The 25,164-nt window shown below is 38.3% G+C and carries 15 protein-coding genes and 3 pseudogenes; 5 read left to right on the forward strand and 13 right to left on the reverse strand.

Annotated features, from left to right (window positions below; translation table 11 throughout):
- The first annotated feature begins 303 nt into the window (after positions 1 to 303).
- Positions 304 to 837, forward strand: a complete 534-nt coding sequence (locus ACFIKX_RS09110; RefSeq protein WP_375627887.1) for a replication protein — start codon at positions 304 to 306, stop codon at positions 835 to 837.
- An 881-nt stretch (positions 838 to 1,718) separates the two neighbouring features.
- Here ACFIKX_RS09110 and ACFIKX_RS09115 read toward each other — a convergent pair.
- Positions 1,719 to 2,243 carry a peroxiredoxin gene (locus ACFIKX_RS09115; protein WP_375627931.1) on the reverse strand — a complete coding sequence of 175 codons (525 nt, stop codon included), beginning with the start codon at positions 2,241 to 2,243 and terminating at the stop codon, positions 1,719 to 1,721.
- A 217-nt stretch (positions 2,244 to 2,460) separates the two neighbouring features.
- On the opposite strand from ACFIKX_RS09115, the gene ACFIKX_RS09120 reads away from it, so the two are divergent.
- The 3 genes and pseudogenes from ACFIKX_RS09120 to ACFIKX_RS09130 form a co-directional block, all read left to right on the forward strand.
- On the forward strand, positions 2,461 to 4,089 hold the full coding sequence (locus tag ACFIKX_RS09120) for an alpha-D-glucose phosphate-specific phosphoglucomutase (protein ID WP_375627888.1): 1,629 nt from the start codon (positions 2,461 to 2,463) through the stop codon (positions 4,087 to 4,089).
- A gap of 1,080 nt (positions 4,090 to 5,169) precedes the next feature.
- Complete coding sequence (locus tag ACFIKX_RS09125; protein WP_375627889.1) at positions 5,170 to 5,505, forward strand: zinc ribbon domain-containing protein YjdM; 336 nt, start codon at positions 5,170 to 5,172, stop codon at positions 5,503 to 5,505.
- A gap of 875 nt (positions 5,506 to 6,380) precedes the next feature.
- Positions 6,381 to 6,461: pseudogene (locus ACFIKX_RS09130) on the forward strand (DUF4102 domain-containing protein); the annotation flags it as partial.
- A 450-nt stretch (positions 6,462 to 6,911) separates the two neighbouring features.
- On the opposite strand, the gene ACFIKX_RS09135 reads toward ACFIKX_RS09130, so the two are convergent.
- From ACFIKX_RS09135 to murJ, 4 genes are all read right to left on the reverse strand, one after another.
- On the reverse strand, positions 6,912 to 7,490 hold the full coding sequence (locus ACFIKX_RS09135; RefSeq protein ID WP_375612176.1) for a NifU family protein: 579 nt from the start codon (positions 7,488 to 7,490) through the stop codon (positions 6,912 to 6,914).
- Positions 7,491 to 7,549: 59 nt separating this feature from the next.
- Positions 7,550 to 8,041, reverse strand: a complete 492-nt coding sequence (locus ACFIKX_RS09140; RefSeq protein ID WP_375612177.1) for a universal stress protein — start codon at positions 8,039 to 8,041, stop codon at positions 7,550 to 7,552.
- A gap of 62 nt (positions 8,042 to 8,103) precedes the next feature.
- A complete protein-coding gene (trpS, locus tag ACFIKX_RS09145; RefSeq protein ID WP_375627890.1) occupies positions 8,104 to 9,174 on the reverse strand; it encodes a tryptophan--tRNA ligase in 1,071 nt (356 codons plus the stop codon).
- Between the two features lie 60 nt (positions 9,175 to 9,234).
- Entirely contained in the window at positions 9,235 to 10,806 is a 1,572-nt protein-coding gene (murJ, locus tag ACFIKX_RS09150) for a murein biosynthesis integral membrane protein MurJ (protein WP_273790944.1), read from the reverse strand.
- Between the two features lie 311 nt (positions 10,807 to 11,117).
- Between murJ and ACFIKX_RS09155 the strand changes: the two are divergent.
- Positions 11,118 to 11,362, forward strand: a pseudogene (locus tag ACFIKX_RS09155) (integrase); the annotation flags it as partial.
- 222 nt (positions 11,363 to 11,584) lie between these two features.
- On the opposite strand, the gene ACFIKX_RS09160 reads toward ACFIKX_RS09155, so the two are convergent.
- The 8 genes and pseudogenes from ACFIKX_RS09160 to ACFIKX_RS09195 form a co-directional block, all read right to left on the reverse strand.
- On the reverse strand, positions 11,585 to 14,821 hold the full coding sequence (locus tag ACFIKX_RS09160) for a BID domain-containing T4SS effector (protein WP_375627891.1): 3,237 nt from the start codon (positions 14,819 to 14,821) through the stop codon (positions 11,585 to 11,587).
- 317 nt (positions 14,822 to 15,138) lie between these two features.
- Positions 15,139 to 17,103 (reverse strand): BID domain-containing T4SS effector, encoded by a 1,965-nt coding sequence (locus tag ACFIKX_RS09165; protein ID WP_375627892.1) that lies wholly within the window; start codon positions 17,101 to 17,103, stop codon positions 15,139 to 15,141.
- A 304-nt stretch (positions 17,104 to 17,407) separates the two neighbouring features.
- The gene (locus tag ACFIKX_RS09170; RefSeq protein WP_375627893.1) at positions 17,408 to 18,691 is read right to left on the reverse strand and encodes a BID domain-containing T4SS effector; all 1,284 of its coding nucleotides are present in this window, start codon (positions 18,689 to 18,691) and stop codon (positions 17,408 to 17,410) included.
- A 354-nt stretch (positions 18,692 to 19,045) separates the two neighbouring features.
- Positions 19,046 to 20,002 (reverse strand): BID domain-containing T4SS effector, encoded by a 957-nt coding sequence (locus tag ACFIKX_RS09175; protein ID WP_375627894.1) that lies wholly within the window; start codon positions 20,000 to 20,002, stop codon positions 19,046 to 19,048.
- A 341-nt stretch (positions 20,003 to 20,343) separates the two neighbouring features.
- The gene (locus ACFIKX_RS09180) at positions 20,344 to 21,648 is read right to left on the reverse strand and encodes a BID domain-containing T4SS effector (RefSeq protein WP_375627895.1); all 1,305 of its coding nucleotides are present in this window, start codon (positions 21,646 to 21,648) and stop codon (positions 20,344 to 20,346) included.
- A 308-nt stretch (positions 21,649 to 21,956) separates the two neighbouring features.
- A complete protein-coding gene (locus tag ACFIKX_RS09185; protein ID WP_375627896.1) occupies positions 21,957 to 23,555 on the reverse strand; it encodes a BID domain-containing T4SS effector in 1,599 nt (532 codons plus the stop codon).
- Positions 23,556 to 23,870: 315 nt separating this feature from the next.
- Complete coding sequence (locus tag ACFIKX_RS09190; protein WP_375627897.1) at positions 23,871 to 24,047, reverse strand: hypothetical protein; 177 nt, start codon at positions 24,045 to 24,047, stop codon at positions 23,871 to 23,873.
- A gap of 706 nt (positions 24,048 to 24,753) precedes the next feature.
- A pseudogene (locus ACFIKX_RS09195) lies at positions 24,754 to 24,936 on the reverse strand (type IV secretory system conjugative DNA transfer family protein); the annotation flags it as partial.
- Positions 24,937 to 25,164: the final 228 nt, after the last annotated feature.

Raw genomic sequence — 25,164 nt, forward strand, 5'->3', positions numbered from 1 at the left:
CCCAAAAGTTTATAAAAATATTGACAAGTTCATATTGGCTTCATCTTTGAATTCTCATCTATGAGTATCAAATCCTTTGATGTTCTCTTCTTGGACATTACAAAATTTAGCCTTATTGCAAAAGGAGGGAGAACTAGAGCGTTTTATCCTAAAAGACTTTTTAAGCTTCAAAAAACAATGGAATGACTTAAATCGAACAATTTTTTACAGGAGCATGTTTGGATTAATTGTAAGCTGCCATAATGGTAACTTACTGATAATATGCATTTTTCATAAAGTCAATTCTTTAACGGAGAAATGAAAATGGTCCGATATGATTTTACTCTGCTCTATGAACGAAATCCCTTTATTCTTGAAAGACCTGAGAATATTGGAAAATCATTTAAACTTCCTCCTTCAAATTTCGGATTTGAAGATCTTCCGCAAATTACCTTTTCAGGCGCCTCGTCGTGTCGGCGTATGATTTTTGGGTTATCATTTAGTGGTATGAAAGCATTTTTTGTGATGTTGTGGCAGGTAGGGAAAATGTTAGATGAGGGGGATGATGTGGATTTATGGTTTGATCAGATAACATTGGATCATGATATTCTTGAAGAATTTTTGACTTGCGATCTTTCAATTCAAGAACCAGAATATCTTAATTTTGAAAGTTTTAAAGAAGGTATCAAAGAATTAGAAACAAATAAAATTGTAGCGAAGGGGACAAAAAAAGATTGTTATTTCATCAATCCAGATATTTTTGGTCTTCCTGAATGTGATGAAGATTTTGAGTTCGATGAAGAGGAAGAGATAGAAGCACACTTTACGGTAGAATACCCGAATAAACAACTCCTTTAACCGTTTTTCTCTTAGAGAAAATAAAAGCTTAGAATAAATGGCTATGAGAACAGCAATGAGTCTGTTTATGGTATGTGAATTGGAATGTTTGCGGGATCTGTTTTGATTTAATATTCTCCATGAATGGTTCTTTATGCAGAGCGGTTTTTATGCCATATTTTCTTCTTTTTATGAGACATAAGTTAATTTGAACTGTGCACCTCTTCAAACAAATGTTTGATCTGTATTTTCTTTCTTGGTACTTTTGTGAACTTTGCAGTAATGATGTTCATAGCTCTTGTATTTTGGCGCGTTTACGAGAGGTATTTTTACTCTTTTTAATCGTTTATTCATATGCCAATCCCACTTGCTAATGAGCAAGAAAATAGTTTTAAGGGATTCAATATAAGAAGGGATAAAATGAGACACTCTTATGATATTCGGCTCCTCTCATTCAATATGCAAAATTATAAATTATCTTTATAAATCAAAGTATTGTTCAATACAAAGTTTTTCTCAGTATGAGAAATTTAGCATTGATCTTGCATATTTCATCAATACGTTAGTTCTTGATGTTTCTGAGAGAGTTTTGCATGAATTTGCGCATTTGGCAATTGCATCCCCATTTTTTGATAGCGTGCAACAGCTTTTAACTCTTTGATTTTTTAGCTCCACAACGGGTCCAGATTTTTCATCAGCAATTTTTCAAGTTTTTTCAAAGCAGTTAAAACATAAAATATTTATTGAAAAAATTATTGCTGTAATCTTTTTTCACAGAAGGCGTACACTCAACTTATCGTGTCTGCTTTCACGAATAGATGTTGTAAAAAGTAAACGACACAAATTTTCCTGCTCAGGAAATTTGTGTCGTAAAATTTTGTTTAAATAGACGATTGGGAGAATTAGCTTTTCAAGGCTTTTAAAACATGTTGTGGTGAAGAAACTTCGTAAGGATCTGTTGCACAATTATCTGAAAAACCTGCTTCTTCAAACCATTTCTCAACCACACCATCATTAATAACAGCTGCATAGCGCCATGATCGCATGCCGAAACCAACATTGTCTTTTGCAACCAGCATACCCATTTTGCGTGTGAATTCACCAGAGCCATCGGGAATTAATTTCACGTTTTTGATATTTTGTGCTTTTCCCCAAGCATTCATGACAAAAGCATCATTGACGGAAAGACAATAAATTTCATCAATACCCGCTTGTTTAAATTCATCATAGAGTTTTTCAAAATCAGGCAGCTGAAAGGTTGAGCAAGTAGGGGTAAAAGCTCCAGGAAGAGAAAAAAGAATAACACGCTTTCCTTTAAAGTAAGCATCGCTGTTAACTTCTTGCCACCGATAAGGATTGTCTCCATCCACTGATTCATCGCGTAGGCGTGTGTGGAATGTTACATTGGGAACTGTTTTTTTCATCATCATGATGCTCCTGTATTCTTTTACGAAAATTTTGTTTTAAAACAGCCTTCGTATTTAAAAACATATGGCAAAAAGCGTTTTAAATAAAAGGGCTTCTTTAAAAATTCTTACTTCTAACGAGTGTGCAAATATTTCACACTTCCGTCAAGTAGAATTAATGGTCGACTTTGGATACTCTTCACCTTAAAATTATAGGAAAGAATATAAAGGTATTGATATGACCATAAAGACAGTTTTAACCACGGCTTTTGAGGGGCAAAAACCGGGAACGTCTGGTTTGCGCAAAAAAGTGTCTGTTTTTCAACAACCCCATTATGTAGAAAACTTTATACAATCTCTTTTTGATAATATTGGACCTCTTGAAGGAAAAATGTTGATTCTGGGGGGGGATGGGCGCACTTTTAATCGTACTATCCTTCAGATTGTGTTGAAGATGGCAGCGGCGCATGGTGTCTCTCTTATTAAAATGGGAAGGGGCGGTATTCTTTCTACACCTGCTGTTTCGCATCTTATTCGTAAAACTCATGCCCATGGTGGACTTATTCTTTCTGCAAGCCATAATCCTGGTGGTCCAGAGGGAGATTGTGGTATCAAATACAATGTTTCCAATGGTGGACCGGCTCCTAATTCTTTATGTGATGCTATTTTTGCAACATCGCAACGTCTTTCCTTTTATAAAATTCTTGAAGCACCAGATATTGATTTAGATAGGCAAGGTACGGTCTTTATGGGAGCCATGCGGATTGATATTATCGATCCTGTCGCTGATTATGTTGCTTTGATGCAGGAGCTTTTTGATTTTGACTGTATTGCCAAGGCTGTTGCTCGAGGTCTTACTTTACGGTTTGATGCCATGCATGCGGTAACAGGGCCTTATGCCCATGAAATTTTTGAAAAATGCTTAGGATTTTCTGAAGGGACGGTGGTTAATGGTATTCCTTTGCCAGATTTTGGAGGCGGTCATCCAGATCCCAATTTGGTTTATGCTAAGGATCTTTATGATTTATTGATGTCAGAGCAAGGACCAGATCTTGGCGCCGCCTCTGATGGTGATGGAGATCGTAATCTCATTATTGGACGTCAACAATTTGTCTCGCCTTCGGATTCTTTGGCTATTATGGCTGAACATGCACACCTCATTAAAGGATATCGAAAAGGTGTTGTGGGGATAGCACGTTCTATGCCAACGGGGCGTGCTGCTGATCTGGTTGCGGAAAAACACGGATTAAATTTTTTTGAAACGCCAACGGGATGGAAGTTTTTTGGAACCCTTTTGGATGCGGGAAAAGTAACCTTTTGTGGTGAAGAAAGCTTTGGAACGGGCTCTCATCACATCCGCGAAAAAGATGGTTTATGGGCTGTCCTATTTTGGTTAAATCTTTTAGCGGTAACAGAAAAAACTGTCGCACAGATTGTTCAACAGCATTGGTCCACCTATGGGCGTTTTTACACGTTACGGCATGATTATGAAGAAGTCGAAGCAGATAAAGCTTTGGAAATTATAGAGTATTTGCGTGCGCACTTACCACATGCAGGAACTGAAATTTCTGGATTTTTCGTCAAAAAAGCAGATGATTTTACATATCATGATCCCGTTGATCAGAGCGTTAGCACGCGGCAAGGTATACGTATTTTTTTCGAGAATGGAGCACGGTTGGTGGTTCGTTTGTCGGGAACAGGGACGCTAGGTGCTACTTTACGACTTTATTTTGAACAGTATGAAAGTGATCCGCGCAAACACAATTTTAATCCGCAAGAAGTTCTCCAACCTTTGCAACAGGTGGCATTAAAACTGTTAAACATACAACAAGCATTGGGGCGAGATCGTCCTGATATTATCACCTAAGATCATTGGAATGTTTTTTTGTAAAGGTATGATGATTGATCACATGGATGTGATTTTAGGGGTGTGATTTTATGTGCATAAGGGAGAGCTTAACTCTATTTTTAGGCGAGACTTGTTTTTTCCACCTTTCCATATCAATCGGATTCCTAAAACTGCGGGATTCTTAAAACTAAATGCTGTAGGAAATTATAATCGAGCATAATCGGATCATTTATGTCCAATGGGTTTGCTCAATGGCTTGATAGAAATTTTTGTTTAATAGGGGAATGTTTCTCATACAAAACAAAATACGATCATTGTTGCACATTTCATATGTTTGTTTTAAAGAAGCTTCTCTCTCAAGACGCTAAAAACGCATCTTATGCGTGTTGCTTTGAAAGGTATAACCGGCCATCCATTGAACAGCAGCATTTTTACGCTTATGAGAGAGTAAGACGGCACCATCATTCACTTTGCCCGCTTTCAATGTTGGCTCTTATATTTGAGAGTGTTTAGTATTTTGGATAATCGTTTTACACGGATTTTCCTACTTGTAACATGCAAACAAAAGGCTTTGGTTGTTTCAATGTAAAAGGGGTTGAGAGAATCTCAGCTTATTTATCGGCTCTCATTCAATATACAAAACCATTAACTATGATTATAAATCAGTCTGTTCTCTAACATTATGACTGTTATCTTTACTTAAATAAAAGGTTAAGTTGGGGACATCATTTTCTTGTTTCTCAATGCTGCAATAGTTTTTAGCTCTCTGAGAACGTTTTATTCAAAGATGTTCCTTTTCTAATTGTTTTGTTATCCATTCGTTAATTGCATTGGTGATGTATAAGAAAATGATTTTGATTAATTTATTAGAGAGAATGAAGTGCGTAAATTTTATGATATACGGGGGGGTTATTTGAGTTGTATAATGATCAATCATTTTTATAAACTTGTGTATAGTATGTGATGATAGCATTCATGAACACAGTTGGCAGATGAGGATTGAAACAAAGGGAAACATTTTTCTAAAATAATGGACAATAAGCACTTCTTGCTTTATGACCAGTCATAATGAATGTTTTTTCTAAAAAAGGGGAATTTATGACCCAATATCCCAAATGTTCTCGTTGTGATTGTCTTTATACTTATGAAGATGGTGAAAATTTTGTGTGTCCTGAATGCGCACATGAATGGCCGCAAAAAAACGATGATACGGTTCTTGTCAATACTGTTTATGATGCCAATGGTCAGATTTTAACAAACGGAGATACCGTTATGGTGATAAAAGATCTGAAAGTAAAAGGCGCTTCATCTGTTTTAAAAGGGGGGACGAAGGTAAAGAATATTCGCTTGGTGGATGGGGATCATAATATCGATTGCAAAATTCCTGGGATCGGTCAGATGAGTTTAAAGTCGGAGTTTGTGAAAAAAGTTTAGGCATTTATCTTCTTGCAATTGTTTTTGCATTTCGTTGGTTTTCTATTTTTACATTCTTCTCTAATTGGGCATATTTTTCTCCAATGGGCTTCTTTTCTTGTTTCATAGATTGCACCAATCAGATAGGAGCAATATGTTTTCCTTTATTGCAAAGCCATGTATCGCAGAGAAATAGCGACTCTTTCTTTTCTTTTAATATGGGGTTATGAGGGGACTGGATGTTGACTCATAAGCAACAATAAAAGTGTGCGCTTTATGAGAAAAACAACGCCGTAAAGTAGACAAACTTATTTCTGCTGAATTGAAAAAATATTCTCATTTTTTTATCAGATAATTTCTCAAACAACCATAATAGATCTGGCTTCAATGTATTTATTTTTTATGGGTAGTTACACCTTTTGCGTCATATTTATGGAAATGAGATTGAAAATGATAGAGGAAATTCTTGATTTTAAGAATGGAAAAAGGACGCTATGACCTTGACAAGATCGTACTGTCATTCATTTTCCAGCTCTTAGTGCTGCAACAGTTTCTTATAAAAGTGTACATAAGAGCTATTAAAAATAGTTTTTGTTATTATCCAGTTTGTGCTGTGTAAGCGGACGATTTTGATTGATGCAATAAAAACAGAATTGAAATAAGAAAAATGTCAGAATTCTCATTCAAGTTGGAAAATATGATCTTTGTCGAGTGGCTGAAACAACATATTGATTTATAATAATAAATTAGCGTTATTCATATTGAATTAGAACTCCGAATAACGTGGGATTCTCTCATTTCAAATCTGTTCCATGTTGAATCAATTAAAATCACTTGCTTGCACACCACAAGCGGGGCTGGCGTGTGGGTAAAAATGAGGAAAGAAAGGATTAAAAATGACTCTTATGAATCGTCTTAATGAAAGAGCTGTCGCATCATTAGGGGCTGGCAGATATGATGATGGTGCCGGCTTGCTACAAGAAGTATTTTGCGTGATTTGTCGTTGGAAGCACTGAGAAAGATGAAGCAAATGGGCACTCTATCTTACGATGTTTTCTTTTTTGGGTTTTCTTTTTTGTAACGAGGTCGTGTTTTCCTCGTTAAAATTGCATGACAAGATTATAAAACAAAATAAATTTAAAATGTACGCCCATGCGTTGTACTTCTGTGTACGTAAATTGGTTTGTTGAAACAACGTATGTTTCCTAAAGGGAGCTTTGAAAGCTTTTTAAGGTATATGTGGAGGTGAAAGGTGAGTGAAGGTATCATTATTGGACAGATTTTTTTAACAGTACTCTATTTTTATGGCTGCATAGCTTACTTCTAAAATTTCAGGAATAAAATGACGTAAGATCTTTACATTCCATGTTTGAGCGCTGTTGAAGAGGGGCAATCGGTGTGGTTATTTTACCTATTGAGGTCAATATTTATTGTGGCATGGCTTCAACGCCTAAAACTTCAGGGATAAAATGGCGTAAAAGGTTTTCAATACCATGTTTGAGGGTTGCCGTTGAAGAGGGACATCCAGCGCAGGAGCCGCGCATATTGAGATAAACAATACCATTTTCAAATCCACGAAAAGTAATATCTCCACCATCGTTGGCAACTGCGGGGCGGATACGCGTTTCAAGGAGCTCTTTAATGGTTAAAACAATATCAGCATCTTTTTCGTCATAAAATTCTTCGTTAAGGGCATGGGTTTGTGCTTGTGTTGTAGCGTTGGTGGTGATCACTGGCTCATTGGATAGAAAATGTTCCATAATTGTGCCTAAAATGACGGGCTTAAGATGTTGCCATTCCCCTTCTTTTTTGCTTACGGTGATAAAATCATAACCTAAAAAGACACCATTGATATTGGGAATATTAAACAGTTTAGCCGCTAAAGGTGAGTTTTTAGCTGCTTCTTCACGGTCACGAAATTCTAATACGCCCTCAGAAAGAACCACGCGTCCTGGCAGGAATTTAAGTGTTGCAGGGTTTGGGGTGGTTTCAGTTTGAATAAACATAGATTCTCCTTTTATAATGAAGGCTTGGGAAGATCTTACATTGTAGAATATTATATTTTTTAGGCAATAGATCTAATATCTTCATCGGCAAGATTGCTAGGAATAACAATGACAGGGATTGAAAAAGCTGTTCCTTTATTCCCGATTAATTGAACAAGGGGTCCTGGTCCTTCTGTATGTCCACTGGCTGCTAAAACAATCAGTGCAATCCTTTTATCTTCGTCGATCAGTTTAGAAATCTCATCAATTTTTTTTCCTTCACGCACTACTATTTCTGTTTCAAGCGCATGGGTGGTGCGGACTTCACTGGCAATGTCTCCTAATATTTTATGAGCACTTTGCTTTGATTCTGTACGCATAACGTTGTTTACACCCAGAAAATGTTGAAATTCTACACTATCAACGACACAAAGTAATACCAATGTTCTACTGGTATTTTGGGCATGCTGTGCGGCAAACGCAACGGCACGCCGACACTCTGGTGTTTCATCGATAATAACTAAGTTTTTTTTCTTTGGTTCTTTTTTCGGATTTTGGGGTTTGGAAATCATGCACTTTCTCTATTTTGTACAAACGATTTTTTTGCTCTCTACAGTTTTTAGTTTTATTATTTTTATGTATCGTGCAAAAATCCAATAATTTCACGAATTTTTTTCATATTTTCTTCTGCGAGCATACTAGCACGTTTAGCGCCATCATGCAAAACAGAGTCGATATAACCGCTTTCTTGATGAAGGCGACGTAATTCTTCTGTTATAGGGGCAAGCTTATGGACAACAAGGTCGGCTAGAGCTGTTTTAAAATGCGAAAATTGTTGACCAGAAAATTCTAAAAGAATCTTTTCTTTGCTAACTTTGGCAAAGGCGGCATAAATACCAAGCAGGTTATCTACTTCTGGTCGTTCTTTTAAAGTGGCAAGGGTATCGGGAAGTGGAGCCGAATCCGTTTTGGCTTTGCGTATTTTTTTTGCGATAAGATCAGCGTCATCGGTCAAATTAATGCGTGAAAAATCTGAAGGATCTGATTTTGACATTTTTTTCGTCCCATCGCGCAAAGACATAACGCGTGTGGCTGTTGTTCCAATCAGTGCTTCTGGAAGAGGAAAAAAGCCTTGTCTTTTTTCTTCATCTGTTTGCATAGAGATGCCAAAATTTAATTCGGCAATACGCTGTGCATAGTCGTTGTTAAATTTTTGTGCAATATCGCGTGTGAGTTCAACATGCTGTTTTTGATCTTCGCCTACTGGAACATGCGTTGCACGATAGACTAAAATATCAGCAGCCATCAAAGTAGGATAAGCAAAAAGCCCGATGGATGCTTTTTCACGATCTTTTCCCGCTTTATCTTTAAATTGTGTCATGCGTTGAAGCCAGCCAATGCGGGCAACACAATTAAAAATCCAGGCGAGTTCAGCATGTTGAAAAACACGTGATTGATTAAAAATAATATGTTTTTGAGGATCAATACCGGCGGCTAAAAAGGCTGCTGTCACTGTTCTGGTGGATTCGCGTAAAGTAAGGGGATCTGGGTTGACGGTGAGCGCATGCATATCCACAACACAATAGAGACAGTGATGAGAGTTTTGCAGTTCAACCCAATGCTGAATGGCTCCAAGATAATTGCCAAGATGTAAATGACCACTCGGTTGTACGCCGGAAAATACAAGTGGTGTGAAGGTATCCATAGGAGTGCTCTTTCTTCAATTAAGGTTATTCATTTTATTGTTTTTGACAAAGTATAGATATTATGAGCGTTTTTTCAAATTTTTAAGCGTGTGAAAAAAGGAACGGGTGTTGAATAAAAAATAGGCACTAAAATAGATCAAAAATATGCCAATCATGATCCCAGCTAAGGTGATCGCGCGCAAGAAAAATGATGCTTGTGAGGATAAAGGAAAAGACAAAAAACCAAACACATTCAATCCGTAATAGAGGGCTAGTGCACTCAAAAGAGTTGCCATCATGAGACATAATATTCGCTTTATCAGTTGGAAGTCGTATTTCCAATAACCGCGTTTGATAAGGACACTCCACAGCAAAAGGGTGTTGGCCCATCCAGAGGTAATTTCAGCAATAACAATGCCTCGTGCAGATAGAATAGGAAATAATGTTAAGGCGAGACTGATATTGATGAAAACGCAAATACCTGTAAAAATCATCGGTGTTTTGGTATCTTCATGGGCAAAAAAATTAGGAATAAAGACCTTAATAAGAACAAAAGCTGGAAGTCCTAATCCATAAAGTTCTAGTAATTGTGCAACATGGTGTGTTGATTGACTGGTAAATTGTCCTCGCTCAAAGAGCAAACTGACAATGGGAGTGGAGAGCAGCAAAAAAGCAATGGATGCTGGAAGTGTTAACAACAATGTTAATTCAATAGAGCGATTTTGTAAATGGTGGGTTTCTTTATGCTTTTTGCTCCGCAAAGCGCGTGTTAACTCTGGTAAAAGAACGGTTGCAACGGCAATGGCGATTACGCCTAAAGGCAATTGATAAAGACGATCAGCATACATCAAAGAAGAGACAGCACCCGATTGACTAGAAGCAATGTTGGTATTAATAAGCAAATTAATTTGCGTGATGCCACCTGTGATGGCTGCGGGGAATGCTAAAGTTAATAGCTTACGAACATTAGGACTTAAATGGGGCTGGCGGAAGGAAATTTTCATTCCACTTTGACGCAAAGCAAGGGCAATTAAGGTGAGCTGAAGAAGCCCTGCTGCCAATACACCCCAAGAGAGATTTAAGCCGATATGCCAAGCGTCAAGTTTATAGATCCAAGCATAGGCAAGCACACCAATCAGAATAATGTTTAAAAAGAGTGGGGCAATGGCGGCAATAAAATAGCGTCGCAGTGCATTAAGCATGCCCCCCATCATGGCAGCAAGCGACATGCAGGTTAAATAGGGAAACATGATTGCAGTAAAGTGAATGGTAGCGTTAAATTTTGTTGCATCTTCGGTAAAACCTGGGGCAATAATGGTTCGTACCAAAAAAGGCATACTCAGTTCCATCGCAATCGTTAACAGTAAGAGCAGCGAAAAGAGAACGCCAAAGACTTCTTCTGCAAATTTGCATGCCGTTTCGTGACCTTCTTCAGTGATTTTTTTTGCAAAAAGAGGAATGAAAGCAGCGTTAAAGGCACCTTCAGCAAAAAAACGACGAAATGTGTTGGGAAAACGAAAAGCAGCGTTAAAGGCATCAGAAACAGGACCTGTCCCTAGGGCTGCGGCCATAAGCATTTCGCGTACGAAGCCAAAAATACGGCTCATGAGGGTTCCGGAAGCAACTGTTGCAATTTTTTTAATCAATGTCATAAAGATATATCAGCTTTGTTGTAAAAGAGAAGCGATGACAGGAGAAATAAAGCGTTTTAAATCGTAAAATCTGAACTCTATCCTAATCAAGGATACTTTTTGAAAGCGTTTTACGACGGTGTTTATCTTTCTGTCAACAATGGTGCTTGAAGACTTTTTTATGCTCCTTGTTTACTGTTGTATTAAAATTTTTATTGTTGCCATAAAATAATTAAAATTTCTTTTTCAAACTGAAATATGCGAGTGATATCATAACAGTTTGAAGGGATATATAATGATAATTTCTCTTTATGGGTGATGTCGTGAATAGTGCAACCCAATACCGTTCTGTTTTATGTGAGGGGTGTGACCCTATTAAAGAACGCAAATAAAATAAAAGCGTGGAGCAATACGCAATTTCCATTATTTATTCATTATTAAAAAAAACAGCGCTTTAGATGTTTTAAAAAGTCGTAAGGCTGAGCTAAAAGGTGATGGTAAAGCTGGTGATTGGTTTTTACTTTTACGACTTTATGTTCTCCCCAAATGTGGCAGCCTTCCCGTTTTAGAGATTACATAAAAAAGAGGATAGAAAGACATGATCTTTCAACAGCATTTTTCCTGTTCAGGTTTCTTTTCACAGTTGATGAGGATAAAATCTGAGGAAATAAGATAAAATTACTCTCTCATGGTTTCCATTCTCGTTGAGGTGCAATTGATTTGCCGATGAAGGCAGAGGGGGGGGTAAAGGCTATCATTTTTACCAGAGGGGGCAAAAAAGTTAAAGTTTATGAACCTTTTAGATATTCATTGCCATTGCTTTTATGTGCTCCGTTTTGTGAGGTTGAATATTTTCTTGTCTTTTGGGACTCTGATTGACGATTTCTATCATTTTTTGCACTTTAATTGCTTCTTTATCAAGGGTGTTGGAACATTTTTTTTCATTATTTTTCTTTATAGATTGATGCTGGATAGATTGATACTGGTTTGGTGCGAAGCGCTCATCGAATTTATGGTTATAAAAATACATGGGTTGTATATGCGGTTCTATCTCTTTTATCTGCTTGACTATTTCCATAATCTCTTTTGCTTTGATGGTTGATGTGCCAAGACTCTTCGCAAGTCTTTCAGGATTATTTTCTTTTATAACTTCATGCTCGTTTGAAGATAAGCGCTCATTGATTTTTTTGATATAAGTCCTTATCTCCCCCCTTAATTCAGGAGAGTTTGATAACATTTCTTGCTGTTGTGCTTTTGACAAGGAAAGGAGATTTTTCATCCAAGCCTTAGGCATTTCTACCGACTGTTCACACCGCCTTTGTTTTACATGATGGGTATGGAGAATGTTTCTTTCTGTTTGTTTAGAAATATTGATATAACGATCAATGGCTCTACAGAGGGGCAAAATATTTTCTTCAGCATTGGCGCGCGCGTTGTTTTTTATGCCAAATACATTGCTACCAGAAAGCTTCGAAATCGATTGGGGAGAGGTGGTAATTTGATAGGTGAGCTGTTCTCCCACAGTATGATTTTCATGGATCATCTCAATTCTTTCCCGCAAAATATGACGATTGCCATAAATGATTTGGCACAAAGTTTCTATTTCTTTTCTTCTTGCTTGAATGGATGCGTTGTGTTTTATCCTTGTGGCAATTTCATTGTTGGTAAGGGGGGCTATTGTTTGTGCGGGGATAAGCACTTCTTGCTGGTTTTGAATTTTTGGTGCTGTAAAGGAGAGGGCGTCACCAATTTTTAATGTCTGTATTTGCTCTGGGGTGAGATCTTTTTTATTTCCCAAGATGAAAATTCCGTTAGCATCAAGCATAAAGCCATTGGGTCCACTGCCTCTGTAAAAGCCTTTATAGGTATGACCTTCTTTTGCTGTTATAATAAGATGATGATGAATACTCTCAAGCCCGATATGTTTCATACTGTCCATGAATTCTTTTAAAATAAGTATTTTTTCTGGATTTGAGATATCTTCAAGCAGATGTTTCATTTCTTCTTTATCGTTATGTTTTAGCGATGCAATGCTGGCAAGATTCATACGTTTTTCTGTTACAAGAGAAAAGTCGAGTGTGTGGCCAGCAACTTGCCCAAGTTTTTCAAAAAACATTCGTTGCGTGCGTCCATTGCCTTCTCTGAAAGGATGTGTATAGTTGAGCTGTATCAACATTTCAGTGACATGTTCAACAAATGTTTCGCGGGTTAAGCCTTTTAAACTATTCGTTTCAGCAAGTATTTTATCTAAATTTTCTAGTCTCTCTTGTATCTGTTTTGCTGAGGCAAAAGAAATCCCAGCTTTTTTCATCATTGGCATATAAGCAACGGTACCATCTTCAAATGTAAATGGTTTTTCGCGTGTTTGTCCGGCCCATTCAAAAGTATTTTTAAATAGGGTGTGATGAATATATTGGAGATATGTGGAAGTTAGTTTTTGCGGTGGCGCTTCTTGGCGTAGATGAATGATTGCTTTTGTTGTATCATGGGCACATTGCACTTTTAATTTTTTATAGTCTTTTATACCATATTTATTTTTTAAGGTGATACTATTAGGGCAAAAGAAATTACGGTACATTGTCTTATTTTCTTCGGTTTCAGGCGGTGATGATAATTTCTCCTGTAAGGTGAGAGGGACGGTGTTCGTTTTTCTTGTACCAGTATCCCAGTATGCCATTGCTTTTTTGGGGGGCTGTTTTTCTATTTCTTGATGATCAGAGCGTGTTTCCTTTGTTATTTTGACAGATATTGGATCATTTGTCGCTGTATTACTGCTCTGTAAAATGTTTTTTTGAAAATCTTTTTGCATTTGCCTCATAGCGGAAGCAGATTGAGCAATTGGTTGTGCCATTTGTTCTTTTTCTTGTTCTTGCAAACTTTTGGGCATAGCTTCAACGCTGTCATGTAAAGTATGAGGGGCAATCCATGGTGAAAAATAGGATTTTCCCTTTTTCTTTGTTTGAATGGATGCGTTGTCTTTGCTCTTTTCAGTTATTTCATCGTTTTTAAGAGTGGCTCTTTTTTCTTCTGGAAGCAATGTTTTTTGCTGGGTTTTTTCTGGGTTTTGAATTTTTGGTGCTGTAAAGGAGAGGGCGTCACCGATTTTTAATGTCTGTATTTGCTCTGGGGTGAGATCTTTTTTATTTCCCAAGATGAAAATGCCGTTGGCATCAAGCATAAAGCCATTGGGTCCACTGCCTCTATAGGTACCATGATAGGTTTCTCTTTCTTTTGCAACGACAGCGAGATAATAATTTTTTTCATCCAATCCAAGCTCTCTCATAGAGTTGGTGAATTCTCGTAAGAGGAGCAATTTTTCTGGATTTGAGATATCCTCAAGCAGATGCTTCATAGGCTCTGGGTTACCATGTTCCATGGCAGCGGCGCGGACAAAGTCTTTACGCTTTTTGCTCACAAGAGAAAAGTCTAGCTCATGTCCTGCTGCTTGAGAGAGTTTTTCAACAAACAGTCTCTTTGTGCGCCTATTGCCCTCTCTGAAAGGATGCAAGTGGTGCAAATCTATCATTATACCAGCTGCTTGTTCAACGAATTCTTCGTGCGTTAAGCCTTGTAAATTATTCTTTTCAGCAAGCGTTTTATCTAACTTTTCTAGTCCCTCCTGTATTTTTCTGCCAATCGCAAAAGGTTTTGTAAATTCTTTTCTTTTCAAAATGGGCATAGAAGCAACAGAGCCATCTTCAAATGTAAAAGGCTTTTCGCGTGTTTGTCCGGCCCATTCAAATGTACGGGAAAAGAGGCGTTGATGAAGGTATTTTAGATAAGAGGCATTAAACTGCTCTGGTAGAGGTTCTTGATGCAGTTTTATCATTTCTTTTTTTACATCATTAGAACAGCATTCTTTTAATATTTCTTTATCTTTGATGCGGTATTTATTTTTAAGCACTTTGCTATTGGGGTAGAAAAAATTTTGCGCTTCTTCATTGATTTGCTTTGAAATGGCTGCATTAATTACAGAGTGTTGTTCTTGCAATTCTTCCTGTGTAGAGGAGGCACAATGTTCTGTGTTTTCTTTCATGCATATTTCCTTTCAAATGGTAACATTATTTTTTGAAATCTTCTTTGTTTACATTTTTTGCCTTATATTATTTTCATAGCGTTTTCTTCAAAGAAGAATGCCTATTTGAATGATTGAAAAAATTGACCTTATTCGCATGGAACAAAGTTAAAGTTTATAATTTTGAAGTATTATCGTGAAATTTTATCAATGAATTCTGTAAAATAATGGGGTGCCTTATTCAAAGTTTTCTGTATTTCATACACCGTCTTTGGTGCAATCTTGGTAAGATGATTGCACCAAAGACGGTGTATGAAAAGTCAACGATGATTATACTGTCACGACAAAGCCATTGCTTTTGATGTTTCGGCTCTGCGCGGTCGAACATGCGGTTGATTTTCTTGTCTAGAAGTTTCTGCAACTTCTTGATGTTGCTTTATTGTTGAGCGCTCAGGTAGCTTCGGGGACTGCGATAAGTTTTGCTGCTGTTGCAATTTTTTATCGAGATCGTTAAGCGGTTGATGACGTTTTTGTTGTTCTGCCTGATGGTTTTGCACAATGGCTTCTCTTAACTGTTTTATCGTATCAGCATAATCCTTAATGGCGGTACAAAGGGTAGGAAGATTTTCTTCAGCAGCTTTTCGTGCTCCGTTTTTTAAGCCAAGGACTTGCTTACCAGCAAGAGGAGCAAAAGATGTACAATCCTTTTCAATTTGAAATACAATTTCTTCTCCTATCTCTGGAATTTTGTGCATATCTTCCATTCTATATTGCAAAATAAATGGATCCTTATAAACAATTTGGCACCAATATTGGATCTCTCTTTGACCATATTGAACCGATGGATCTTGTTGAACTCTGCGAGCAATTTCCTGATTTGAGAGAGGTTTTATTTTCTTTTCTGAATTGAGCGGATTTTGTAAATGTTGATTTGTTAGCTCTTCCTCCTGTGCTTGTCGCTGATGTTGTTGTTCCGTGTGAGGACCTTGAGAAATATTTTCACTTTTTGTATATTTTGAAGTATACACATAACCGTTAATAGCAGCACATAGGGTGGGAAGAGTTTCTTCAGCTTGTTTGCGCGCATGATTTTTTATGCCAAGAACTTTTCTACCAGCAAGCTTAGAAATAGACTTAGGCCGTTCTGTAACATCCCATAAGAGCTGTTCTCCCATATCGGGGTTTTCTTTGATTGCTTCTATTCTTTCACTTAAAATAAGCCGTTCGCCATAAACCTTTTCGCTCAAAAATCGTATTTCTTCTTGATATGCTACGAGCAATAGCTCTCTTTCCATTGTATTAATAGATGGTTTTTGTTCGTGAGACGGTTTTGGTTGTTCAATTGCTGTGTGTGGAGAGGAAGTTTTTGGGACGACAGTATCGCTTTGTTTTCTGTTTTGTATACGGTGCGTTTTTCTTGAAGGCGGGACGGCATATGTTCCACTGTCTTGTGATGATGAACTGCTTTGCTGCCTGACTTTCATATGTGATGATGTTTTGGGTCTAACACTTGGTTCGTGTGTTTCAGGATTTTGAATTTTTGTGCCGTTTTGTGCTCTTTCTCTCATGCGTGGGGGAAGGGGCGGAGCCACTTTTGTCTGTAGAGAAGGGGATTCTTGAGCAGTTGGTTTATTTTGTTCTCTATCTTTTGCACGCGGTGGTCTTTGTGGGGCCATTTTTATGCGCGTGGAGGGGCTTTCTTGGGTTTCATGCTTTTGGATTTTTGCGTTGGCTTGTGTTTTTTCTCTCATACGTGGGGGCGGGGGCGGAGCCATTTTTTTTTGCGGGGAAGGGGACTCTTGAACTGTTGGTTTATGTTGTTGCCTCTCTTTTGCACGTGGAGGTCTTTGTGGAGCTGTTTTTGTGTGCGGAGAGGAGTTTTCTTGGATTTTTGAGTTGTAGATTGTTGTGCTGGTTTGTGTTTTTTCTCTCATGCGTGGAGGAGGGGGTGGAGCCACTTTTGTCTGTAGGAAGGGGGACTCTTGAACTGTCGGTTTATGTTGTTGTCTCTCTTTTACACGCGGAGGTTTTGGCGGAACTGCTTTTTTTTGTGGGGGAGGTGTCTCTTGGTTTTTGGCGTTAGGAGGCATTGTGCTGGTTTGTACTGGGCTTTTCATACGTGGGGGAGGTGGTGGAGCAACTTTTGGGTGGTGGGATAAATTTTCTGGGCGTTTTTCTACAGTTGCTTTTGGCAAACTTTGAGAAACTTGGGAAGGAGGGGTTCTGGTGGGGGATTGTTCAGCCTGTTGTTGAAATTTTTCCATCATTTCGGTGATAAAAGGGGAGGGATTTCTTTTTTTCATGCATGTTCCTTTCAAACTCTTCCAATATTGTTTTTAAATACTATTTAAAAATGTACGTTGGTTTTTATTCTGTTTTATGCTTTTTCATTTGCTTTTATGAGAGAGGATATGAAACTGAATGGTTTCGTATGATTTGACTCTCTTGGCTCAGATCATATTCATTCTCTAAAGATTGTTTTCTCCAGTGTTTGGGTTAAGGGACGGAAAAATAAATTTTGTTTCAATTTTCTCTCTTTCTTGGCGCAAACACCTCTTTCCTGTGTTGCGCCAAGACGTTAGATTTAATGTGAAAACTTATGTCTGTTTAGCTGGCAAAAGCCATCGCTTTTGGGGCGGCAGTTTTGCGAGGACGAATATCTGTTTCTCTTTGTTGCGTAGAGATTGTTGCTCCTTCATGCGTTACTATTGAAGGCTCAGGGCGTTGAGCAGACTGTGAGACGCTTTGTTGTTGATGCAAGTTTTGCGCTCTGTCAGAAGATGCTTCATTGTGTTCTTGTTTTGCCTGCTGAGTTTTTGAAAGGCTCTCTCTTACTTGTGTTACAGCTGTTGCATAATTGTCAGCGGCGTCAATGAGGTGAGAAAGACCCGCTTCAGCATGTCTGCGTGCTTTATTTTTAAAGCCACAAAAGTTACGACCAGTGTATTTGTTAAAAGACTGAGGATTTCCGGCAAGTTGCTGTGCCAGCTGTTCTATTGTTTCAGGGTTTTGGAAAAGCTCTTCTGTTTGTGATTGCAAAATGTTTGCGTTACCAAAAACAACAGTGCACCAATATTTGATTTGGGCATGGTGTCTTCTGACTTTTGAATGTTGGTGAATTTTGGTAGAAATTTCTGTCTCTGAAAGCGTTTCTTTTTCGCGTTGATCTGGTTTTTGCAGAAGTTTAGCGACGGCTTCCTTCCCCATGAAGCGTTCATAGTTTTTGAGTTCTTGCTCTGGAGATTGTAAGAGGCTCTCTCTTGCCTGTTTTACAGCTTCTGTATAACAATCAACGGTGACACATAGGGCGGAATAACTCTCTTCCGCGTGTCTACGTACTCGACTTTTGAAGCCCAGCGCGCTGGTGCCGGAAAGTTTAGCAAAACTTTCAGGATATGCTGCCATGCGCCATGAGAGCTCTTCTCCTGCAGCGGGATTTCTTTGAATTTCCTGCATTTTTTCTTGCAAAATGTTTGGGTTACCATAGGCACTTGCGGATAAATGTTGGATTTCTTCTTGATATGTTCTAATTAATGAATGGTGTGGAAGCAATAGAATGATTTCTTCCTCTGAGAGAACTCTTGTTGTCCTTTGGGTAACTTGTGAAGTAACTGTTGCGTGTGTCGTTTCAGGTTTTCTCTGCCTTTTGGTAGAGCCGCCTCTTGTTAACGAAGCTGTTGGATTTGTTGATGCATATACAGTTTCTTCTCTTAAAAGAGATTGTCTTTCCTCATCTTCTTCCGGTATGGATGACAGTCTTTTGCTTTTTGAAGGCGTTTCTTTAGGAAGGGGGGCTGCTGCGCCTGAGACTTCTGCCGCTGCTTGTTCATAGAGCTTTATAAGTTCTTGTATTGAAGAGGATGGAAAAGGATGAGGGTGGTTTTTTTTCATGCATGTTTCCTTTCAAAAATTGTTTTAGAAAACCTCTTTGGTGCATTCTTGCCTTTTATGCTTGGATCGCTTTGAGACAAAAGAAATATCGAGCTGAATGAGCTTCCAAAGATCTGCGCTATTTGCAATCAGCTTAATGGACATTTGTGTCTTTTATACAGTTTTTTTGTGAAATATTATCAATAAGTTATCAATAGTTATCGTGAATTACAGGCGCCATTTTTAGGACTATCTTTTGTAACATTCTAAAACAATTCTTGGCGCAATCGCGATGAAACGATTTGCGCCAAGAAACTCACTGAAAAAAAGATTACATGAAAAACAAAAACTATCTGTTTTTATGTTTATGCCCCCTTACATGGCAAAAGCCATTCCTTTTTCTCCATGTCTTTGTCGTTGAGGGCTGTGCTCTGGACTATTGTGTTCTTGTCCTCTTGTGTGATGATGACGATGATGGTGTCTCTCAACTTGCTGAGAATTTTCTTGACGACGTCTTTGTTCTGCCATAGGGGTTTGCGATAGTCTTGTTGTTGCGTCTTGTACAGCTTTTGTATAACCATCAATGGCATCAATGAGCGGTTTAAAACCGTCTTCAGCTGCTTTGCGTGCTTGACTTTTTATGCCAAGTGCGGAATGGCCAGCGAGCTTATGCATAGATTCAGGATTTTCAGCAAGTCGATCTGAAAGCTCTTTTCCTTTACTGGGATCTGTAAGTATTCCTTGCAAGTGTTCTTGGAAAAGCTTGTCATTGCCATAAACAATCTTACCCCAATGCATGATCTCTTCTGCATGTGCTTGGATGTGTGGATTTTTTAAAAGCATGACACTTATTTGTTCCGTTGTGAGGGAAGATGAAGATCTTCCTCTTTGTTGTGGAGAAGCAACCGTTGTATAGTCAGTTTCAGGATCTTCTGTCCTTTGATGTTTACCTCTTAAAGAAGGGGTAACGCTGCTAACTGATGCGTATAGAACATCAGTTTCGTGTCTTGGAGAAGCAACCGTTGTATAGTCGGTTTCAGGATCTTCTGTCCTTTGATGTTTACCTCTTGAAGAAGGGGTAACGCTGCTAACTGATGCGTATAGAACATCAGTTTCATGTCTTGGAGAAGCAACCGTTGTATAGTCGGTTTCAGGATCTTCACTCCTTTGAGCATGATGTCTGTCTCTTGAAAGAGGGGAAGAGGTGCTAACTGATGCGTATAGAACTTCCTCTTCTGGGGTTGGACCGCGCTGGTTTCCTCTGGTTGGTTTATTAACTTTTGCATAGAGGGCTTCTGGATTTGCAGAAGAGCTTGGATGATGTTTTTTCATACATGTTTCCTTTCAATATTTTTAGAAAACCTCTTTGGTGCATTCCCCACTTTTAGTTTTGATAACTTTTATATAAGGAAGATATCCAACCGAATGACCTCCAAAGATTTTGCGCTATTCATATTGATATGTAATGAACATTTATGTCTTTTATACAGTTTTTTTATGAAATATTATCAATAAGTTATAATAAATTACAGAATCCATTTTTAGGACTATTTTTTGTAATATTTTAAAACAATTCTTGGTGCAATCACGATAAAATGATTTGCACCAAGAAACTCACTGAAAAAAAATTACATGAAAAACAAAAACCTATCTGTTTTTATGTTTATGTCCACTTACATGGCAAAAGCCATTCCTTTTTCTCCATGTCTTTGTCGTTGTGGGCTGGGCTCTGGACTATTGTATTCTCGTCCTCTTGCGTGATGATGATGGTGGTGATGTCTGTGTTCTGGGTCTCTTTCTGGACTTTCGTGTCTTTGACTTCTTTCTCTTTCCTGCTCCCGTGTAAACTGTTTATGGAGCTTTTGTGTATTATGTATATGTCTCTCAAGAGCTGAGCAAAGGTGGGTAAACTCATCTTCAGCTTCTCTGCGGCTTGGAGATTTTACACCAAGTATTTTGTGACCTGCAAGCTTACCAGCGCTTTCAGGATTTTCTGCAAGCTCCAATAAGACTTTTTCTGCACCCTGAGGATCATCAAGGATCTTCGCAAGTGGTCCATTCAAAGCATGTTCGTTTTTATAAACAACTCTGCATCGCTCTTGGATTTCTCTTACACCATATTGAAAGTCTACGTTTTTTAAAAGCTTTGTTGTAACCACATCTTTTGGGGTTCTGGGAGGGGAGATTCTGCCTCCGCCAACGCCTTGATAGATGGGATTTTCTAGTTGTTCAGATTCTTGCCCGCCTTCAGCTCCCATGCCAACCGTTGCATAGACGGATTCGAGTGGTCTTTGGGGAGAGCGTCCACCATTTGCACCAAAATCAAGCTCTGCATAGAGATGTTCTGGTTCTTGGGGATGTCGTCCACCCTGTGCACCTCCACCAACTGTGTCGTAGGGTGTTTGCCAACCTTGCGACGCCAGATCCGTTATTGAATAGGGGTTTACGAGTCTGTCGGTGCGTCGCCCATCACTCGGTCTCCCACCAAGTCTGTCATAGGAATTTCCTAGTGGCTTTTGGGGAGCATAGGCCGTTTCTGATGATTGTTGAAGTGTATATTGAGGTGAGGTGCGCTGTTCTTTGGGTGGCTTATTAACCCTTGCGTAGAGGTCTTCTACATTAGAAGCTCCTAGGTTTTGTTGGTCAAGTGGCTTTTGGGGAGCAAAGACCGTTTTTGGTGGTTGTTGAAGTGTATATTGAGGTGAGGTGCGCTGTTCTTTGGGTGGCTTATTAACCCTTGCGTAGAGGTCTTCTACATTAGAAGCTCCTAGGTTTTGTTGGTCAAGTGGCTTTTGGGGAGCAAAGACCGTTTCTGGTGGTTGTTGAAGTGTATATTGAGGTGAGGTGCGCTGTTCTTTAGGTGGTTTATTAACCTTTGCGTAGAGGTCTTCTACATTAGAAGCACCTAGATTTTGTTGGTCAACTTGTCGTCTTAGTTCCTCTACATTGGTAGAAGGGCTTGGGTGATTTTTTTTCATGGCTGTTTCCTTTCAATATTTTTAGAAAACCTCTTTGGCGCATTTCCCACTTTTTGATATTTTTTAAGACAAAAGAAGAATATCAAACTGAATGGTCTCCAAAGACTTCGCGCTATTCATATTGATATGTAATGGACATTTATGTCTTTTATACAGTTTTTTTATGAAATATTATCAATAAGTTATAGTAAATTATAGGATTCATTTTTAGGACTATCTTTTGTAACATTTTAAAACAATAGGTGGGCGCAATGGAGATAAAATGATTGGCGCTAAGAGTTAGTTGGAAGGCAAAAGTTCACGCGTTTTTAGCCGGTAAGAGCAAGCGATGAAGAGCGACTAACTTTCAAGCTGCGGGCTTGACATTGTGCTTCTTGGGTGTTCTTTACAGTATTCGCAATTTCTTTTGCTTTGCTTTCCGATGTCCCAAGGAGGCACGCTAGTCTGGTATGGTCTTTTTCTTGTATGGCTTTACGATCTTCTGAGGATAGACGATTGTGTAGTTGTCGTGAAAAGGTATGGAGTTCTTGTCGCAGTGAACGAGAATGCAATAAAGCTTCCCTTTGTTGTTCTTCTGATAAGGAAAAAAGGTTTTGTAAATTTTTTCCAGGTTTTTCGACAGCGTGACTCAATCGATTTTGTTCTCTTTGGTGTTGCTCTAAAATTTCTTCTTTTGTTTGTTGTGTTATTGTGGCATAATTTTTAAAGGCTTGGCTGAGTTGTGGAACAGTCTGTTCGGCTTGTCTGCGATTTGAACTTTTCATGCCAAGTATTTTACTTCCTGCAAATTTAGAAATTGATTGAGGGTTTTCTAAAATTTCATCGGCAAATTGATTTCCCAAGTTTGGAGCTGCCGTTACGATACCTAATGTTGTCTTTAAGGCGTGGGTTTTACCATAAACAGTCTTTGATAAATTTTCGATTTCTTTTCGGCATGCTTCAACATAAGCGTCATTTGAAATCCTTTCAAATAACTCTTCATGGGTAAGAGGGGCTAATGTTTCTTTTGGGATCAGTATTTCTTTTAAGCTTTGAACGTTGGTTTTTTGAAAACAGAGGCGAGCACCGTTTTGTAATGTTTTGACTTGTTCTGGGGGAAGATCATCTTTGTGTCCGACGACGAAAGCTCCCTCTACTTCCATGACAAAACCTTCTGCTGAAAAACCTCTAAAGATGCCTTCATAGGTTACATCTTCTTTTGCAGCAACAACAACACGATTGTTAATTTCATCCAATCCAGCGTTTCTCATTTGGGAGATGAATTCTTTTAAAACAAGGGATTTTTGCGGATGCGTGATATCTTCAAAAAGATCTTTCATCGGTTGAGGATTGCCATATTGCATGGCTTCAATACAAGCTGCTGTCATGCGTCCTTTTGTGATGAAAGAAAAGTCAATGGTATGCCCTGCTGCTTGTCCAAGTTTTTCCATAAACATTCGATTGACGCGCCCATTGCCTTTTCTAAAAGGATGTGCGTGCTCGAGCGCCATAAAAACTTCAGCGGCACTTTCAGCAAATTCTTGGCGCGATAAACCTTTTAAATTGTTCTTTTCATTAAGTGTTTTTTCGAGTTGTGTGAGTTCTTTTTTAATCTGCGGTCCAATAGCAAAAGGAATTTCATAACCTTTGGGACGCATCGCTGGCATATGGGCAGAGGTGCCGTCTTCAAATGTAAAGGATGTATCACGGGTGTGGCCGGCCCATTCAAAAGTTTCGTGGAAGAGGCTCCAATGGATTAGTTTTAGATAGGAAGCATCAAATTTTTGTGGGGGTGGTTCATGGCGAAAATTGACCGCTTCTCTGGCTGTATCATGAGCACAGCGTTGATACAGTTTTTTAGGGTTTTTGATGCCATATTTATTTTTGAGTGTTTTGGTTCCTTTATATAGATAATTTTGCTCTAACATGTAATCTCTCCTAAGTAGGTAGGGTGGTGGTTGATGAGCGTCTTAAACGCTGCATGTGAAAAATTCCCCTTCGCGTATTCTTTTGAGATTTTGGTTGTTATGAGAGGAAGCACTTTTCCCTCCAGTGTATGGGGTGTATCAATCGTTTTGTGATGCTTTTGAAAAGCTTTTCTGATGTTTCCTTTGTTTATTATCTTGTGCTGTAAAATGCTGGTATTTAGGACGCTGATATGAATCCCATAAGTAGTCAGAAAATGGATTTTCTATAAATTGACTCTGGGTAAAATCTTCGTTCTTTGAGGTGTAAGGAAGAGGTCAAAAAGAAAAATGTTGCTTAAAATTGTTGTTTTTTCCTTTAACAAAGTTGTTTGCAAGAGCGCTTTGATGAGGGGCGTGGATATCGCGGGTGTAATCGCTCTTGGTTAGTGGATGGTGCTGATACTTTTCATACACAGCTCTCAGATTGGTGAATCTATGGGCAAAAGCAGTCATCAAAAATTTTTCTCCATTATGTTTTTCTTATTGCTCCATATGAATATCTTGCCATACGAACATCTTTTTTGTGTATTTTTGCAACAAAATGTTTTTTATTTTTGTATTGTTGCTCTTATTATATTGCGCTGCTTTAAGATCCATAAGAGAGGAAACCCTTTCTTTGGTTGGGGAGAAAAGCCTTTTTCAGCGCTTTATCATTAAAATAGAACACTTTATGATATCGTAAAGGGGGAAAAGCTTGTATAAGAATGATTTATTCATTTTGATGTATATCTTAAATATTTTTTTGGAAAAAATCGATGTTCTTGAGTGTAGGTGTTTTGAGAGTTGTTGTCTCAAAGATCAACCGTTTTTTTTTCTTAAGTCTTGATATTGATGATTAGCGTTGTGAAATGTTTTTGCTTGTTTGTAGGGGATAAATTATAAACAAAAAGCTTTGTAGGAATGTATTTGCAGGACGCTCTCAAGTGGAAATGTTGGTTTGGTTATAGGTGATTTGAGGGGGGGACTTTCTTGTAAAGACGATGGGTATTGGTAAAACGATACACAAAATACAAAAAGGAAAAAACACGGATTTTTTATCATGTTTTCCTTATGTATGAAGAAGCGGTCAAAAACTTTTTGTTAACGGGTTTTTAAAAAATAGAAATGTATGTTGTTTTTGTGGTTGGTCTTTTCATAGTCAAGATCTCATAATAAGAAGTTAGTTTTTCTTTTGTGGAGCAAAGCGGTTTTTTGCAGCTGCGGCTAACATTTCTTTCCTTCTGAAATAGATGGCGCAACCACATCGCGAAGGGGAGCCTTGCATCAGAATAATTTGTTCATCTTGACGCATTTCTCGAATAACTTCGTGGGGTAAAATGAGTGCTCTTTTTAAAATATTCATATAACCACGAAAATCGACTCCATCTAAGACAAATAAAATAGGCTTTTGTAGCTTTCGTCAGTAGTAATCATGACGTTTAAAAGGAATTAACAATTATCCTGTCCAATTGCTTTGGATATGGTGTATATGCTATGTGCAAAATTGGTGGTAGGGCGCTTAAGTAGTCTGTTTTTTGCATGTATGATAAGAATATTAAAATATCTCTTTCACATAGGTGTTTAAATCAAA

Source organism: Bartonella sp. CM86QHHN (genome assembly GCF_042194695.1).
Lineage (GTDB): Bacteria > Pseudomonadota > Alphaproteobacteria > Rhizobiales > Rhizobiaceae > Bartonella.